Here is a 16,553-nt window from a genome sequence, read left to right as displayed (position 1 = left end):
CGACGGCTCGCTGAAGCCCCACTCCTGACTTACTCTGGAGTAAGGTTACCGGAGGTAAGGCTACGTCACGGACGAGGAGCAGGTCGAGATGAGCCCCCAGCAGCTGTCGCCGTCGGTGCGGCGCGTGGCGATCATCGGCGGAGCGCGCATTCCCTTCGCCCGTTCCGACGGCCCCTACGCCACCGCCTCCAACCAGCAGATGCTCACCGCCGCCCTCGACGGCCTCGTCGAGCGGTACGGACTCCAGGAGCCCGGCGCGGTAGGCGAGTTCGTCGCCGGGGCCGTGCTCAAGCACGCCCGCGACTTCAACCTCGCCCGGGAGACCGTCCTCGGCTCGAGACTCCACCCCCGCACCCCCGCCTACGACATCCAGCAGGCCTGCGGCACCGGCCTCCAGGCCGTCATCGCCGCCGCCAACAAGATCGCCCTCGGTCAGATCGAGTCGGCGGTGGCGGGCGGCGCCGACACCGCCAGCGACGCGCCTCTCGGCGTCAACGACTCCCTGCGGCGCATCCTGCTGGAGGCCCGCCGGGCGAAGACGCCCGGCGGGCGCCTGAAGGCCCTGGCGAAGGTGCGCCCGGCCCACCTCGTTCCCGACATCCCGCGCAACGCCGAGCCGCGCACCGGCCTGTCCATGGGTGAACACGCCGCCGTCACCGCCCGCGCCCGGCACATCCCCCGCGCGGCGCAGGACGACCTCGCGGCCACCAGTCACCAGCGGCTGGCCGCGGCGTACGAACGTGGCTTCTTCCAGGACCTGGTGGTCCCCTTCCGCGGCCTGGCCCGCGACCAGAACCTGCGCCCCGGCTCGACGCCGGAGAAACTCGCCTCGCTGAAGCCGGTGTTCGGCCTCGGCCACCCCGACCCGACCATGACGGCCGGGAACTCCACCCCGCTGACGGACGGCGCCGCGACCGTCCTGCTGGCGAGCGAGGAGTGGGCCCGCGAGCGCGGCCTGGAGCCGATGGCGTACCTCACCGCGTACGAGACGACGGCCGTCGACTTCGTGGGCGGCGACGTGGCCGGCGGCGAGGACGGGCTGCTCATGGCGCCCGCCCACGCCGTCCCGCGCATGCTGGAGCGGGCCGGCCTCGGCCTGGACGACTTCGACCTCGTCGAGATCCACGAGGCGTTCGCCTCCCAGGTGCTGGCGACGCTCGCCGCCTGGGAGAAGCGCGGCCTCGGCACGGTGGACCGCGCCCGGCTGAACGTCGCCGGTTCGTCCCTCGCGACCGGCCACCCCTTCGCCGCCACCGGCGCCCGGATCGTCGCCACCCTGGCCAAGCTCCTCACCGAACGGGACGCCCCCGCCCGCGGGCTGATCTCCGTCTGCGCGGCGGGCGGCCAGGGGGTGACGGCGATCCTGGAGCGGCCCTGAGCGCGGCGGGCGAACGGAACCTGAGGAACCCTCACGTAACCCCCGAGCATGCACAAGCCTGGCTCCGGACCATCCCCGAACCCGCACAAACCCGCCACGTGAGCGCCGTACGATCCCGTTCCTGCCGGCAGTAACCCCTTTCTGGGGGTTCCGCCGGTTGAGCGCCTCGGCGTGCGAGGCACGTATGTCATGCAGCAAGCAGTCCTCCGCTGCACGCCCCAGGAGCCGCCCGTGTCCACTGCGTATCCCTCCTCCGCCTACGGTGACGCGTACGGCGGGCCGGTGCTGGTCGAGCCCGAGGTGCGGCGGCTGGACGGGGTCGTGCGGGAGGCCTCCGTACCGCCGCTGGCCCCGCCGTGGGCCCACGGGTCGCTCGCCGACCTGCCGTTCGACAACGCGAGCGCGAACCCGGAGGCCGTGGCGCTCAGCCGCAAGGACGCCGACGGGCGCTGGGGCGAGGTCACCGCGGCCGAGTTCGCCGCGCAGGTCATGGCCGTGGCGAAGGGCCTGGTCGCCGAGGGCCTGATGCCGGGCGACCGGGTCGCCGTGATGGCCCGCACGATCTACGAGTGGACGGTCCTGGACTTCGCCGCCTGGGCGGCCGGACTGGTCACCGTCCCCGTCTACCCCACCTCCTCCGTCTTCCAGGCCCGCTGGATCCTCCAGGACTCCGGCGCGGTCGCCCTGGTCACCGAGACCGCCGCGCAGGCCGCCGCCCTCGGCCCCGAGCGGGAACGCCTGCCCGACCTCAAGCACCTGTGGGTCGTCGAGAAGGGCCACGTGGAGCGGCTCGCGGAAGCCGGGGCGCACCTGCCCGACCAAGAGGTCGAGGTGCGGCGCGGCATGCTCGGCCCCGACACCCTCGCCACCCTCGTCTACACCTCGGGCACCACCGGCCGCCCCAAGGGCTGCGCGCTCACCCACGGCAACTTCTTCGCCGAGGTCGACAACGCCATCGAGCTGCTCTACCCCGTCTTCCGGACGAAGACCGACGAAGAGGCCTCCGTCCTGCTGTTCCTGCCGATGTCCCACATCTTCGGCCGCATGGTGGCCATCGCCTGCATCCGGGCCCGCGTCCGGCTGGGCCACGCGCCGAGCATCAAGGCGGAGCGCCTGCTCCCGGACCTGGCCGGCTTCCGGCCGACCTGTCTGCTGGCCATCCCGTACATGCTGGAGAAGGTCTTCAACTCGGCCCGCGCCAAAGCCGAGGCGGGCGGCCGGGCTTCCTCGTTCGACCGCGCGGTGGCGGTGGCGCGGCGCTACGGAGAGGCCCTGGAGGCCCAGCAGACGGGCACCGGCCCCGGCCCCTCCCGCGCCCTCAAGACCGCCCGGGCCTTCTACGACCCGCTGGTCTACCGCCGGATCCGCAACGCCATGGGCGGCAGGGTCCGCTACGCCATCTGCGGCGGCTCCCCGCTCGGCCGCCGCCTCGCCGCGTTCTACGCCGGGGCCGGCATCGAGATCTTCGAGGGCTACGGGCTGACGGAGACCACCGGCGCGAGCACCGTCACCCCGCCCCTGAAACCCCGCCTGGGCACCGTCGGCTGGCCCCTGCCCGGCACCCGCGTCCGCATCGCCGCCGACGGGGAGATCCTCGTCGCCGGTGGCCACGTGCTGCGCGGCTACTGGGACCCGCAGGCCGGCGGCGTCGTCCCCGCCGCCCCCGACGGCTGGCTCGCCACCGGCGACCTCGGCGAACTGGACGACGAGGGCTATCTGACGATCACCGGCCGCAAGAAGGAACTGCTGATCACCGCGGGTGGCAAGTCCGTCGCCCCCGCCCCGCTGGAGAACTGGCTGCGCGCGCACCCGCTGATCTCCCAGTGCCTGGTCCTGGGCGACGGCCGCCCCTTCGTCTCGGCCCTGATCACCCTCGACCCGGCCGGCATCACCCACTGGCGCCAGATGAACGGCAAGCACCCCGTACCGCCGGGTCTCCTCGTCGACGACGAGGAACTGCGCGCCGTGCTGCAACGGGCCGTCGACGAGGCCAACAAGATGGTCTCCCGCCCGGAGTCCATCCGCCGCTTCGCCGTCCTCCCCGAGGACTTCACGGAAGAGGCGGGCCACCTCACCCCGTCGATGAAGCTCCGCCGGGAGGCCGTGCTGCGCGCCTTCGCCGCGGAAGTGGAGGGCCTGTACTCGCGGTGAGGCACCTTTGCGATCTCTTCACACGTGGTTCTTGACGACGCAAGGCGTCTGCCCGTTGGCTTTCGACCACCTCGTCACGATGCTCCCCCCATCGGAAGGCTCCACCAGTGATACCGCGCAACCCCCGTCGAGCCGCCGTGCGGCGTGTTTCCATCGCCCTGGCGGTCTCCGTGTCGGCGTTGTCCCTCGCCGCCTGCGGCGACGGCGGGAGTGACGACACCGCCGTGAAGAAGGGCAACGACATCACGGTGGGCCTCCTGCTGCCCGACCGGGACACGGCACGTTTCGAGAAGTTCGACTACCCGCTGATCAAGCAGGAGGTCGCGTCCCTCACGGACGACCAGGGCACGGTCCGCTACGCCAACGCCGAGGCCAGCGCGTCCAGACAGAGCGAGCAGTTCCGGAAGATGATCGACGACAAGGTCGACGTCATCCTCGTCGACGCGCTGAACTCCAAGACCATCGCCACGGACGTCCAGAAGGCCAAGGACGCCGGCATCCCGGTCATCGCCTACGACCGGCTCGCCGAGGGCCCCATCGACGCCTACGTCTCCCACGACAACGAACTCGTCGGCCAGGTGCAGGGCCGCGCCATCCTCGGGGAGCTCGGCGACAAGGCCGAGAAGAGCAAGGTCGTCATGATGAACGGCGACCCCGCCGACCCCAACACCGCACGCTTCAAGGACGGCGCGCTCAGCGAACTCCAGGGCCAGGTCGACATCGTCAAGCAGTACGACACCAAGGAGTGGAAGCCCGCGATCGCCGAGGCGAACATGAAGAAGGCGATCCAGGCCGTCGGGCTGAACAACATCGCCGCCGTCTACTCGGCCAACGACGGCATGGCGGGCGCCGTCATCGAGGCGCTGCGGGAGGCCGGTGCCACCAGGATGCCGCCGGTCACCGGGCAGGACGCCAACCTCGACGCGGTGCAGCGGATCGTCTCGGGCGAGCAGTACATGACCGTGTACAAGTCCTTCCTGCTGGAGGCGACCAACGCCGCGAAGATCGCGGTGGCCAAAGTCCAGGGCCGCTCGATCGAGTTCGCCGCGCTGACCCGGGAGACGGTCGACAGCCCCACACAGCAGAACATCCCGGCCATGCTGGTCCCGGTGGTCGCCCTCACCAAGGACAACATCAAGGACACGGTGATCACGGACGGCGTGTACACCGTCAAGGACATCTGCACCTCCAAGTACAAGGCGGACTGCGCGGCCATCGGCCTCGAGTAGCGGACCCGGTGGGTGCCGCACGGGTCTTGACTTCGCAAGACCCCCGCGCGACATTCCCCACCCCTTTCGCGGTCTCGTCGGGCTGGAGCGGCCATGACCACACGCACGCACTCCGCAGGGACTGCCGGCGCCCCCTCCCGAAGACGACTGCTGGCCGGGGCCGCCGGTGCCGGTCTCGCGGTCGCCACGGGAGTGCCCCAGGGCGCCCGGGCGGCCGACTCACCCCCGCTCGGCACGTACGACGTCGTCGTCATCGGCTCCGGCGCCGCCGGCATGACCGCCGCGCTGACGGCCGCCCACCAGGGCCTGAGCTGCGTCGTCGTGGAGAAGGCCCCGACCTTCGGCGGCTCGGCCGCCCGCTCCGGTGCCGGGATCTGGATCCCGAACAACCCGGTGCTCCTCGCGGCCGGGGTCCCCGACACGCCCGCGAAGGCCGCCGCCTACCTCGCCGCGGTCGTCGGCCCGGACGTCCCCGCCGACCGGCAGCGGGCCTTTCCTCACCCACGGCCCGGCGACGATCTCCTTCGTCATGGCGAACAGCCCGCTCCGGTTCCGCTGGATGGAGGGCTACAGCGACTACTACCCCGAGCTGCCCGGCGGCCTGCCGAACGGCCGCTCCATCGAGCCGGACCAGCTCGACGGCACCCTCCTGGGCGCCGAGCTGGCGCACCTCAACCCGCCGTACATGGACGTCCCCGCCGGCATGGTGGTCTTCAGCGCCGACTACAAGTGGATCGCCCTCGCCGCGGTGAACGCCCGGGGCGCGGCCGTCGCCGCCCAGTGCCTCGCCCGCGGCACGAAGGCGGCGACGCTCGGCCAGAAACCCCTGACGATGGGCCAGGCGCTGGCGGCCGGACTGCGCGCGGGGCTGCGGTCGGCCGGGGTCCCCGTATGGCTGAACACCCCCCTGACGGACCTGCACGTCGAGAACGGCACGGTGACGGGAGCCGTCGTCACCCGCGACGGCGCTCCCGGCCTGCTCCGCGCCCGCCGGGGCGTGATCGTCGGCTCGGGCGGATTCGAGCACAACGCGGCGATGCGGGAACGTTTCCAGCGGCAGCCCATCGGCACGGAGTGGACCGTCGGGGCGAAGGAGAACACCGGTGACGGCATCCGGGCGGGGGAGCGGCTCGGCGCGGCGCTCGACCTGATGGACGACGCCTGGTGGGGCCCGGCCATCCCCCTCCCCGGCCGGCCCTACTTCTGCCTCGCCGAACGCACCCTGCCCGGCGGCCTGCTGGTGAACGGCTCGGGCCGCCGCTTCGTCAACGAGGCCGCGCCGTACAGCGACGTCGTGCACACCATGTACGACGTCCACGACACCGACCCGGCCATCCCGTGCTGGCTCATCGTCGACCAGAACTACCGCAACCGGTACCTCTTCAAGGACGTTCTGCCGACGCTCCCCCTCCCCGACGCCTGGTACGACTCCGGGGCGGCACACAAGGAATGGACCCTGGACGCGCTGGCGGCCTCGATCGGCGTCCCCGCGGCGGCCCTGCGCACCAGCGTCAATCGCTTCAACGCCCAGGCGCGGCGGGGCGAGGACCCCGACTTCCACCGGGGCGACAGCGCCTACGACCACTACTACACGGACCCGTCGGTCCTCCCCAACTCCTGCCTGGCCCCCCTCTGGCTCCCCCCGTACCACGCCTTCCGCATCGTCCCCGGCGACCTCGGCACGAAGGGCGGCCTCCGCACGGACGCCCGCGCCCGGGTCCTGCGGGAGGACGGCTCCGTGATCCCGGGCCTGTACGCGGCGGGAAACGCCAGCGCGGCCGTGATGGGCCACAGCTACGCGGGCGCGGGCTCGACGATCGGCCCGGCGATGACGTTCGGGTATGTGGCGGCGCGGGATATCGCAGGGGTGCTTCAGGGGGGCGACTGGGCCGTGTGACCGGCAGCGGGCCCGCTCTGGGGAGCGCGTGCCCGGCTGCGGGGGCCGCTCGGGCATCGCACGTGGGGCTGGATCGATGCCTCGAGCGGCCGGTGACGGAGGTTCCTAGGCGATGGCCCGCGCCGGCTTGCGGGCCACCAGGCTCGCCTGGGCTACCGGCTCACCGCTTGTCTCGTCCGGCTCGCGCAGCGTGCGGGCACGCAGGGTGAAACCGGCGGCTTCCAGCAGGGCCGCGATGTGCTCCGGCCGGCGGCGGCGGAAGGTCAGGGCCACCGAGTGGCCGAAGGCCTCCTCGTAATGGCGGGGTTCGTCACCCGCCTGGAAACCGAGGAGCAGATGGCCGCCGGGACGCAGGACGCGGTGAAAACCGGCGAAGAGGGCGGGCAGGTGCTCCTCGGGTGTGTGGATGGTCGAGTACCAGGACACGACACCGTCGAGCGAACCGTCCGGCAGGTCCAGCTCCTGCATCGAGCCCTGCTCGAACCGCAGGCCCGGATTCTCGCGGCGGGCGATCGCGAGCATCGACTCCGACAGGTCCAGGCCGAACACCGACAGCCCCCGCGACGCCAGGAACGCCGTCACCCGCCCGGGCCCACACCCCAGGTCGGCGACCTCGCCCCCCTCGCCCACGAGCTCGGCGAAACCGTGGAGCACGCCCCGGTCCAGGGGCGTCCCCGGGCCCAGATCACTGAAGTGGACGGCGTACTCCTCGGCGACGGTGTCGTAGAACACGCGGGTGTCGGTCACGAAGTCAGCGGCGTCGGTCATGGCCGGAGACCCTAGCGTGACCCCGTTTCTCAAGGGCGCCCGTCAGCCACCTCGGAAGCTCGCAAGCCCGACCAGCCCTCGCGCCCCCGTCTAGTCCTCGCGCGGGCCCTCGCCCGACCAGCCGTCCCCCTGCTTCCCGCCCTGCTCCCCGTCCCCTTGGCCGCCCCGTGCCCGCCCCGCGCCGATACCCGCCCCCGCTCCGATCGCCGTGCCGAAGCCGAGGCCCAGGGCCAGGCCCAGGGCGAGGTTGTCGAAGACGGTCAGGCCGAGCACGAGTCCTAGGGCCGTGCCGAGGGACAGGCCGATGGACAGGCCTGTGGCCAGGGACGTGTCGGCGGGAGCGCCGTCGGCCTCCCCACTGTTCTCTGGATCTTTCCGCATCCGCTCATCGTCCCATGGCGCAGAATTCGCCGGGAATTCACCGAGCGGAAGGGCCCGAAAAGGGCAGGAGCCCCGTCGCCTGGCGGCGCGGGGCTCCTTGGGTACTACAAATCAGACCGGCGTGACGTTCTCAGCCTGCGGACCCTTCGGGCCCTGCGTGACGTCGAAAGACACCTGCTGGTTCTCCTCGAGCGAACGGAAGCCGCTCGCGTTGATCGCGGAGTAGTGGACGAAGACGTCGGGGCCGCCGCCCTCCTGGGCGATGAAACCAAAGCCCTTTTCGGCGTTGAACCACTTGACGGTTCCGGTAGCCATAAGCCCTCCTTGGGCTTCAAAAGGGTTGCCCTGCTCCAGAACCAGCAAGTGTGAAGATGAATTCCGCACAAGTGCATATGTCTGAGAATGACGAGAGCCCGCGGTCACATGCTCCGCAGGCTCTGTACTGCAAGGGAAACCAAACTGCAACTTGCGACGAGCCTAGCACGCAGGCTCCGGAATGCAATAGGGGTCAAGATCACGTCACCCGAATGTTTGAACATCCTCCGGCCGAGTGGCGGAGTGCGTGCTCACGACGGCCCACAGCCCGACGACGGGCCCGCGCGCCGGTCCGCGCGCCCCGAGGGCTAGCCTCACGATGTGGACAATCCTCGCACCCGGCCGCGCGTCGGCCACATCCAGTTCCTGAACTGCCTGCCCCTGTACTGGGGGCTCGCGAGAACAGGCACGCTCCTCGACTTCGAGCTCTCCAAGGACACCCCGGAGAAGCTCAGCGAGAAGCTGGTGCAGGGCGAACTCGACATCGGTCCGATCACCCTCGTCGAGTTCCTCCGGCACGCCGACGACCTGGTCGCCTTCCCCGACATCGCCGTCGGCTGCGACGGCCCGGTGATGTCCTGCGTGATCGTCTCGCAGGTCCCGCTGAACCGGCTGGACGGCGCCCGCGTCGCCCTCGGGTCGACCTCCCGCACCTCCGTCCGCCTCGCCCAGCTGCTCCTCGCCGAGCGCTACGGCGTCCAGCCGGACTACTACACCTGCCCGCCCGACCTGAGCCTGATGATGCAGGAGGCCGACGCCGCCGTCCTCATCGGCGACGCGGCGCTGCGCGCGAACATGCTCGACGGGCCGCGCTTCGGCCTTGAGGTGCACGACCTGGGCGCGCTGTGGAAGGAGTGGACGGGCCTGCCGTTCGTCTTCGCGGTCTGGGCGGCCCGCCGCGACTACCTGGAGCGCGAGCCGGTCATCACCCGCCGGGTGCACGAGGCCTTCCTCGACTCCCGCAACCTCTCCCTGGAGGAGGTCGGCAAGGTCGCCGAGCAGGCCGCCCGCTGGGAGGCCTTCGACGAGGAGACCCTCGCCCGCTACTTCACGACCCTCGACTTCCGCTTCGGCGGCCCGCAGCTGGCGGCGGTCGCCGAGTTCGCCCGGCGGGTCGGCCCGACCACCGGCTTCCCGGCGGACGTGAAGGTGGACCTGCTCCAGCCGTGAGCCGGGCGGTGCTCCCCCACTACTCTGCTGGGGAGTGCAGGCGTACCGGGACCGGAGCCGTCCCCGCCTGCCCACGGGGGAGGGGTGACGCCCATGCGGCCGCTCGACGTCGACGAACCCACCGTCGTGGGGCCCTACCGGCTGCTCGGCCGGCTGGGCTCCGGCGGCATGGGCCGGGTCTACCTGGGCCGCAGCGCCGGTGGCCGTACGGTCGCCGTGAAGATCGTGCATCCGCACTTCGCCCTGGACGAGGAGTTCCGGGCCCGTTTCCGGCGCGAGGTCGACGCCGCGCGCCGGGTGGGCGGTGCCTGGACGGCCCCCGTCCTGGACGCGGACCCGGGGGCGCGGGTGCCGTGGGTGGCGACGGCGTACGCCGCCGGCCCGTCGCTGTCGGCCGCGGTCGCCGACGGCGGGCCCCTGCCGGCCCACACCGTACGGGCCCTGGGCGCGGGGCTCGCCGAGGCGTTGGCGGCGGTGCACGAGCTGGGGCTGGTGCACCGGGACGTGAAGCCGTCGAACGTCCTGCTGACCCTCGACGGCCCGCTGCTGATCGACTTCGGGATCGCCCGGGCCACGGACGGCACGGCGTCCCTCACCTCCACCGGCGTGTCCATCGGCTCGCCCGGCTACATGTCGCCCGAGCAGATCCTGGGCAAGGGCGTCACGGGCGCGGCCGACGTCTTCTCGCTGGGTGCGGTCCTCGCGTACGCGGCGACCGGCCGACCGCCCTTCCCCGGGGACTCCTCCGCCGCCCTGCTCTACAAGGTCGTCCACGAGGAGCCGGAACTCGGTGCGCTGGACGGCGAGTTGCGGGCCCTGACGGCGGAGTGCCTCACGAAGGACCCGGACGCGCGACCCGCCCCCGCGGAGCTGGCCCGCCGACTGGCCCCCGAGGGCGCGGCCCGGCTGGTGGCGGGCGGCTGGCTGCCGGGGGCGCTGGTGGAGCAGGTGAGCCGCAGTGCCGTGCAACTGCTGAATCTGGAGGCGACCGGGGCGGGGGCGAGGCCGGGGGCCGGGGCGCCTTCCGGGCCGGTCGGGTTCAGCAGCCCGTCGGTGGGGGTGCCGGACGGGGCCGGGGGTGCGGGCGACGGGCTCGGCGTGTTCGGACCACCGCCGGTGATGCCGTCGGCGGTCATGCCGTCTGCGGCGACGCCGCCGGTGGCGACGCCGCCCGCGCCCCTCTCCGCCGCCGTGCCCGAACCCCGGGACGGAGACCATCCGCAGGACACCGCCCCGACCTCCGGGCGTCGGCCCGGCAGGGTCTCCGTCTCCGTGGCGGCGACGTCCACGCCGGAGGGCGGCGGGCGGGTGCGGAGGCTGAGCTGCTCCGTGGCGCTAGCGGTCGCGGGGGCGGTGGCGGCCGTGACGATCGGGTCGGTGTTCGTGTTCGACCTGCTGCCGGGCCGGGGCGGCCAGGACGACGCGGACTCGGGCAGCGGGTCCGACTCGCCCCCGGCGGCGACCGCGAGCTCCGCCCCCTCCGCCGGCGCGGTGCCCGCCGCGTACCTCGGCACCTGGGAGGGCCAGGGCGTCGCCCTCGACGGCAGACTGCCCCTCGGCACGTTCCGTATCACCGTCCAACAGGCGGCTGCCGGGGAGGAGTTGGGCAAGCTGCGCCAGACCGACCAGATCGGCGGCGTCTGCGTCGACGTACTCACCCTGAAGCAGGTGACGAAGCAGGAGCTCGTCGCGACGTCGGTCGGCGCCAAGACCAACCACAGCGGCTGCAACCCGGCGAAGACGACCGTCCACCTCAAGCCGGTGGGCGACGACCTCCAGTACCGGTCGGAGAGTGCGGAGTCGGGGCGGCCTCAGGCTCGGATGTCGAAGGTGCGGTAGGGGGCGCCCCGCGGCTGAGCTTGACCAGCAGGGTGATCAGCAGCGCGGCCGCTGTGAGGGGGGCGAGCAGGCCGACGGCACAGAGCCACGGGTAGTGCACGTGCACCCAGCAGGGGCCGCCCTCGCCGTAGCAGTCGTAACCTCAGTCGCGACGCCGCTTGGGCCGTACGGTCGTGCCGACCACCCCGGCGACCAGGTAGCCCGCGGCCGGCCCGGGCAGGGACGCGACCGCCCAGGCCGGCGAACGCAGCCTGCTCTTCTTCCGGTCCATCCGGGTCAGCGGTGTCACCCAGGCGAGGAGGACCAGCGGCGGACGCCGCCGGTTCTCCTCGACATGTTCTGGGGCCATGAGCCCTGGAGGGACTCGCTCCCGCGTGGCCCGGCGGTGGTTACGTCTTCGCCGCGGCCGTCGGCGCCCTGGTCTCGTACCGCAGCGCCGACCCCGCCGCCCGCCTCCGCTTCGGCTTCGCCGAACCCCCGCTCAACACCTCACCCCGGGATGACGACCGTGCGCAGCTCCCCGTCGCCGAGGTGCAGCATGCCCTTGCCCGGGGCGACCTGGCCGCCGACCATGCTGCGGTTGAGGCGGACACCCACGAGATCGCCGCTGGAGGACTCCTGCGGGGAGAGCAGGATGCCGCGGCGGGCCTTCTTCGCGTCGACCTGCCAGCCCGAGAAGCCGCTGCACACGTCCTCCTCGTCACCGGCGATGACGAGTGCGAGGCCGCGTTCGGCGCCGCGCGAGACCAGCTTCTTCATCTGGCTCTCGGCGTCGCAGTCCTCCAGGAGCTCACCGTCGTCGACGAGGACCGCGATCGGCTCCTCCAGCGACGCCTGGTCGACGAGCTCCTCGAACTCGTCCTCGTCGATGTCGTCGCCGGTGAAGACCTTCAGCACGCCGTCCGCGCCGTCGAGTTGGCGCAGCGGGGACTGACGCGGAGCAGCGATGACCAGCCGGGTGCCCTGGGCCAGGAACGACTGCGCGAAGTTCATCAGCACCGTCGAGCGGCCCGACTTGGCCGGGCCCGCGACCACGAACGCCGGTACACCCTGCGCCAGATCGGGGCCGAAGCCGATGATCTCGTCGCCGCCGATGCCGACCAGGCCCCACAGACGCGAGCGGGACAGGTCGGGGTCGCGCAGTTCCCAGGCCTCAGGGAAGGAGATGCGGCTGGGCAGGCTGTCGACGCGGAACGGCCGGCGCGAGCGCGGGACGGAGGCGTCGCGGGCCGCGGCCGCCTCGCCGATCGCCGCCAGCGCCGCGGCCTGCCCCTGACCGGTCGTGTCCTCCGCGAGGAGCGCGAACTGCGTCTCCGTACCGAACTCGTTGCGGAACGCACGCCCCGGCGGGATCTCCTCCGGAACCTTGCGCGCCGGGATGCCGAGCGCCGAGAAGTCGCTGCGGTCGGCGAGCCGCAGACCGTACTTGTCCTCGGTGAGGGTCGCGATCCGGCCGACCAGAAGGGTCCGGTCACCCGTCAGGACCAGGTGGATGCCGACGCTCGCGCCCTCGCGCATCATCGTCTGCAACTCGTCGGTCAGCGACCCGTGGTCGACCTCGCCGAGCGTGGGCACCCAGCCCTCCCAGCGGTCCAGCAGCACGACGATGTGCGGCAGCCGTTCGTCCTCGGCGACCGACGCCCGCTGCTCCCCGATGTCCGCGAAGCCCTTCTCCGCCAGCACGTCCTGGCGGCGGCTCATCTCGCCCTTGAGCCGGTTGACCAGCCGCACGACCCGCTCGGTCTGGTTGCGGCTCACGACCGCGCCGCAGTGCGGCAGCCGCGTCAGGGCGTTGAGCGCGCCGTTGCCGCAGTCGATGCCGTAGAGATGCACGTCGGCGACCGAGTGCGTACGGGCGATGGAACCCGCGAGGGTGCGCAGCACCTGGGAGCGGCCGCTGCGCGGGGCGCCGCCGATCATCAGATGGCCGAACGTGGAGAAGTCCACGGCGACCGGGCGGCGCGACTGGCTCGCGGGCAGGTCCTCGATGCCGTACGGCGCCGGCGGCAGCTTGCCGGGCCCACCGGCGAACGCGGGCAGCTCCACGTCGTCCAGCAGCAGCGTCTCGTCCAGGGCGGGCAGCCACGGGCTGTGCTGCGGCGGGATCCCGAGGGAGCGGTTGGCGTCGCGGATGGTGTCGACGAGGACCTTCAGGTCGGTGATCTCCTCGTCCTCCCGCGACTCGGCCTTCGGCTTGACCAGCGCCGCCCGGCCCAGATCCTCCCAGGTCAGCGGACCCACCCACGGCATGAGCACCGCCGGGTCGGCCGCACCGGGCCGACGGCCACCGACCCGGCCCGACTGGAACGGCACCAGGGAGGCGTGCCCGAGCCGGGCGTACGCGCGACCCGGGGTGTTCTTGGAGATGTGCCCGGCCTCGGGCGAGTCGATGACGTCCGACGACTCACCGCCGTCCGTCACGCGCAGCGCGATCCGAAGGTTGGTGTTGGCGCGGATCTCGGGCGACACGACACCGGACGGCCGCTGCGTGGCCAGCAGCAGGTGAATGCCGAGGGACCGGCCACGCTGGGCGATGTTCACCAGCCCCGTCACGAAGTCGGGCAGGTCACGCACCATCGAGGCGAACTCGTCGATGACGATGAGCAGTCGGGGCACCGGCTGGTGCGAGGGGTCCCGGCGCACCAGGTCCTGGTAGTCCTCGATGTCCTTGGCGTCGGCCGCGGCCAGGATGTGCTCGCGCCGGTGCAGCTCCGCACCGAGCGACTCCAGGGCGCGCTCCACCAAGTGGGCGTCGAGGTCGGTCACCATGCCGACGGTGTGCGGCAGATGCACACAGTCCTTGAAGGCCGCGCCACCCTTGTAGTCGACGAGCACGAACGTCATGTTCTCGGGCGTGTTCGCCACCGCCAGCGCCGCCACGATCGTCTGCAGCAGCTCCGACTTACCCGAACCGGTCGTACCGGCGATCAGACCGTGCGGCCCGTCCTTGCGGATGTCGATGCCGAACGGCCCGTCGTACGACTCACCGATGACGGCCAGCGTCGACTGCCCGCCCATCCGCCAGCGGGCCACGATCGCGTCACTGGTCGGCGGCTCCAACTGCAGCACGTCCAGCAGCCGGCTCGAACCCGGCAGCGCCGAGTCCTCGGTCTCGCCGCTGATGTCCCGCAGCGGCGACAGCGACCGGGCCAGGCGCAGACACCAGGCGGCGGAGACGAAGTCGGGCCGTACGTCCTTCAGACGCTCCGCACCGGCCTCCTCGACCCGCAGCCGCAACTTCTCGGCGTGCCCGGCCTGTTCGGGCTGCTGAGCGGCGGTGTGCCAGGCCTGGAAGGACGGAAACCCTCCGGCGGCCTGCTGGGACTGCTGCTGCACCTGCTGGGCGGCCGGCTGGTACTCCTCGGCCTTCGGTTCGGCCACGACGTATGCCTGGCACTCACCGGGCAGGAACCGCTCCTCGGCGTCCAGGCAGATGGCGAACATGGACACGGACGGCCCTTCGCGCAGCAGCCGTACCACACCCGGCAGCGACCGCAGCCGCCGCGACCCGTCCCACACGACGACGATGTCGGGGTCGCTGAAGCTCGAATTGCCCTGCGACTTGTTCTCCTCGGCGGCCTTCTTGCGCGCGTCGAGGATCTGCGTCAGCTCACCGATACGGGCGCCGACGGTCTCGGCGTCGGTCCCGATGAGCGCGTTGACGTCCTGCCCGCCGGACGGCCGGGCGTGCGGCAGCCAGCGCACCCAGTCCCAGGACTCCCGCGCGGCGTTGTCGCTGAGCACGTAGAACTGCACGTCCATCGGGCTGTGCAGCGCCGCGGTCTGCGCGACGGCCCAGCGCCCGAGGGCGCGGGCGGAGTCCCCCGGCCCGGCCATGCCGACGACACCGAGGGTGCGCAGGTGCAGCGCGACCGGGGCGTCCTCGATCTTCCAGGTCACCTGGCGGCGGTGGTCGTCCTGCTCGGGGTCGTCGAGCACCACCTCGGAGGGCAACTGCCCGGTCCCGAAACGGATCAGAAGGTGATCGCGGTCGGTCCGCCGCCGCTCCCACAGACGCGTGCGCGGCCCGGTCCCGAGGGCGAGCACGGTCGCCGGGTCGGGGATGGCCTGCCGCCGGTCGTTCCGCTCGGCGACGAGCGCGTCCTGGGCGTCCTTCTCGATCCGCTCCTTCTGCTCCTCGTACTCCTTGACCTGCTTGGCGTGCGACTTACGCCCGTGCTTCTTGTCGTTGTAGTAGTTGGCGAAGAGCAGGATCGGGCTGAGGGCCGCCATGATCAGGTAGTACCAGCGCTGGAAGATCATCACCGACACGACGGCACCGACCAGCGGCGTCAGCGCCATCAGCCAGGGCAGTGGCCTGGCCTCGTACTCGCGGGGCGACGACGGCAGCCGGAAGTTGGTCTGCCGCTCGGGCGGACGCAGCCGCGGGGGCCGGTTGTAGTCGAGACCGACACCGTCGTCGGACCACTTGAGGGCGGCGTTCGGCGGTGTGTAACGGGTCAGTTCGAGAAGGGTGTTCCCGAGCCCGATCTGAGCGCCGAGGGGCCACTCGGTGGGGCCGTCCTTCTTCTCTTCCTTCTTCTCCTGGTCCTTCTTCTTGCCGCGCTTCTTGCCGCTGGGCTCGTCCTTGTCCTCGTCCTCCGCGAGGGAGGCGCCGTCGAGGGTGACGTGCTCCTTGTCCATGTGCACGGCGACCTGGCAGGTGCCGTCGGTGGCGACGGAGAGGGTGAGGGCCCGGGCGTCGACCTCGGGATCGTCGATCCGCACGTACGACGCCGCCCCGCTGCCGATGTCGTACCGCCCCACGCCGAGCCGGTGCACGAACCCGGCGGCGGGCCCGCCGACCACGCGCAGCTCGACGAGCCCGGTGGGCTCACCCGGCAGACACCCGGACGGATCCTGAAGACTGACGACGGCACCCTCGCGCAGGGGCGACCCCACGACGGTGGCCGAAGGGTCGACGGCGTACCCGTCCACGTACACGAGGGGCGCGTTGTTGGCCGGCGCGTGCCGGTGCTGCCCGAGCGGGATGACCTGCGCCCCGCTGTGCCCCACCTGCTTGGCCAGCTCCTGCGCGATGTCCCCCACGGTGGACTCAGGATCGGCATCGAGCACGACGTCGGCGGTGCCACCGCCGTACGGGTCGACGACGGTCAGAGTCAGGCGCACGACTTGTCCTCCCCGTGCCACTGGGCCGGTACGGCCGCTGTGGTGTCTGTCGCTGGTCCGCTGTGCTGATCGCACGCTGTGCTCTTCAGTCACGCTCGTCACAGCGGTACAGGGACGATATCCGTTCAGTACGACGGCGGGGCAATGGGGAGGCGCCGCGCCGTTCCCGATGGCAACGGCGTACACGCTTTCATGACGGCTCGTTCACAAGCCGGGGATGTGGCACCACAGGCCACACCCGTAAGCTGCTGACGCAAGAGCGGACGATCACATCGGTTGCCGGCCGCGGCCGCCA

Annotated in this window: 10 protein-coding genes and 1 pseudogene; 6 read left to right on the top strand and 5 right to left on the bottom strand. The window is 72.0% G+C overall.

Annotated elements, in window-relative coordinates; genetic code table 11:
* The first annotated feature begins 88 nt into the window (after positions 1-88).
* The 4 genes and pseudogenes from ACIRDU_RS18230 to ACIRDU_RS18215 all read left to right on the top strand — a co-directional run bounded on the left by ACIRDU_RS18230 (position 89) and on the right by ACIRDU_RS18215 (position 6,655).
* Positions 89-1,378, top strand: coding sequence for an acetyl-CoA C-acetyltransferase (locus tag ACIRDU_RS18230; protein ID WP_403580423.1), 1,290 nt, complete (start codon positions 89-91; stop codon positions 1,376-1,378).
* Between the two features lie 231 nt (positions 1,379-1,609).
* On the top strand, positions 1,610-3,529 hold the full coding sequence (locus tag ACIRDU_RS18225; protein ID WP_403580420.1) for an AMP-dependent synthetase/ligase: 1,920 nt from the start codon (positions 1,610-1,612) through the stop codon (positions 3,527-3,529).
* Positions 3,530-3,666: 137 nt separating this feature from the next.
* Positions 3,667-4,758 carry a sugar ABC transporter substrate-binding protein gene (locus ACIRDU_RS18220; protein WP_403580417.1) on the top strand — a complete coding sequence of 364 codons (1,092 nt, stop codon included), beginning with the start codon at positions 3,667-3,669 and terminating at the stop codon, positions 4,756-4,758.
* 273 nt (positions 4,759-5,031) lie between these two features.
* Positions 5,032-6,655, top strand: a pseudogene (locus ACIRDU_RS18215) (FAD-binding protein).
* Between the two features lie 105 nt (positions 6,656-6,760).
* On the opposite strand, the gene ACIRDU_RS18210 reads toward ACIRDU_RS18215, so the two are convergent.
* From ACIRDU_RS18210 to ACIRDU_RS18200, 3 genes are all read right to left on the bottom strand, one after another.
* On the bottom strand, positions 6,761-7,423 hold the full coding sequence (locus tag ACIRDU_RS18210; RefSeq protein ID WP_403580414.1) for a methyltransferase domain-containing protein: 663 nt from the start codon (positions 7,421-7,423) through the stop codon (positions 6,761-6,763).
* Positions 7,424-7,513: 90 nt separating this feature from the next.
* Entirely contained in the window at positions 7,514-7,804 is a 291-nt protein-coding gene (locus tag ACIRDU_RS18205) for a hypothetical protein (RefSeq protein ID WP_403580411.1), read from the bottom strand.
* A 111-nt stretch (positions 7,805-7,915) separates the two neighbouring features.
* Complete coding sequence (locus ACIRDU_RS18200) at positions 7,916-8,119, bottom strand: cold-shock protein (RefSeq protein WP_003992177.1); 204 nt, start codon at positions 8,117-8,119, stop codon at positions 7,916-7,918.
* A gap of 321 nt (positions 8,120-8,440) precedes the next feature.
* On the opposite strand from ACIRDU_RS18200, the gene ACIRDU_RS18195 reads away from it, so the two are divergent.
* Positions 8,441-9,289, top strand: coding sequence for a menaquinone biosynthetic enzyme MqnA/MqnD family protein (locus tag ACIRDU_RS18195; RefSeq protein ID WP_403580408.1), 849 nt, complete (start codon positions 8,441-8,443; stop codon positions 9,287-9,289).
* Positions 9,290-9,382: 93 nt separating this feature from the next.
* Entirely contained in the window at positions 9,383-11,128 is a 1,746-nt protein-coding gene (locus ACIRDU_RS18190) for a serine/threonine-protein kinase (protein ID WP_403580405.1), read from the top strand.
* Positions 11,129-11,270: 142 nt separating this feature from the next.
* On the opposite strand, the gene ACIRDU_RS18185 is transcribed toward ACIRDU_RS18190, so the two are convergent.
* On the bottom strand, positions 11,271-11,477 hold the full coding sequence (locus ACIRDU_RS18185) for a hypothetical protein (RefSeq protein ID WP_403580402.1): 207 nt from the start codon (positions 11,475-11,477) through the stop codon (positions 11,271-11,273).
* A 140-nt stretch (positions 11,478-11,617) separates the two neighbouring features.
* On the bottom strand, positions 11,618-16,258 hold the full coding sequence (locus tag ACIRDU_RS18180; RefSeq protein ID WP_403580399.1) for an FtsK/SpoIIIE domain-containing protein: 4,641 nt from the start codon (positions 16,256-16,258) through the stop codon (positions 11,618-11,620).
* Positions 16,259-16,553 lie beyond the last annotated feature (295 nt).

Origin of the sequence: Streptomyces sp. NPDC093598 (assembly GCF_044764825.1) — a bacterium.
GTDB lineage: Bacteria > Actinomycetota > Actinomycetes > Streptomycetales > Streptomycetaceae > Streptomyces.
This window is presented reverse-complemented; position numbering and strand designations above follow the sequence as displayed.

What these genes read in the sequence shown, in the direction of transcription:
- ACIRDU_RS18230 (WP_403580423.1), top strand. Translation starts at nt 89, where the DNA reads ATGAGCCCCCAGCAGCTGTCGCCGTCGGTGCGGCGCGTGGCGATCATC.
- ACIRDU_RS18210 (WP_403580414.1), bottom strand. Translation starts at nt 7,423, where the DNA reads ATGACCGACGCCGCTGACTTCGTGACCGACACCCGCGTGTTCTACGAC.
- ACIRDU_RS18205 (WP_403580411.1), bottom strand. Translation starts at nt 7,804, where the DNA reads ATGCGGAAAGATCCAGAGAACAGTGGGGAGGCCGACGGCGCTCCCGCC.
- ACIRDU_RS18200 (WP_003992177.1), bottom strand. Translation starts at nt 8,119, where the DNA reads ATGGCTACCGGAACCGTCAAGTGGTTCAACGCCGAAAAGGGCTTTGGT.
- ACIRDU_RS18190 (WP_403580405.1), top strand. Translation starts at nt 9,383, where the DNA reads ATGCGGCCGCTCGACGTCGACGAACCCACCGTCGTGGGGCCCTACCGG.
- ACIRDU_RS18185 (WP_403580402.1), bottom strand. Translation starts at nt 11,477, where the DNA reads ATGGCCCCAGAACATGTCGAGGAGAACCGGCGGCGTCCGCCGCTGGTC.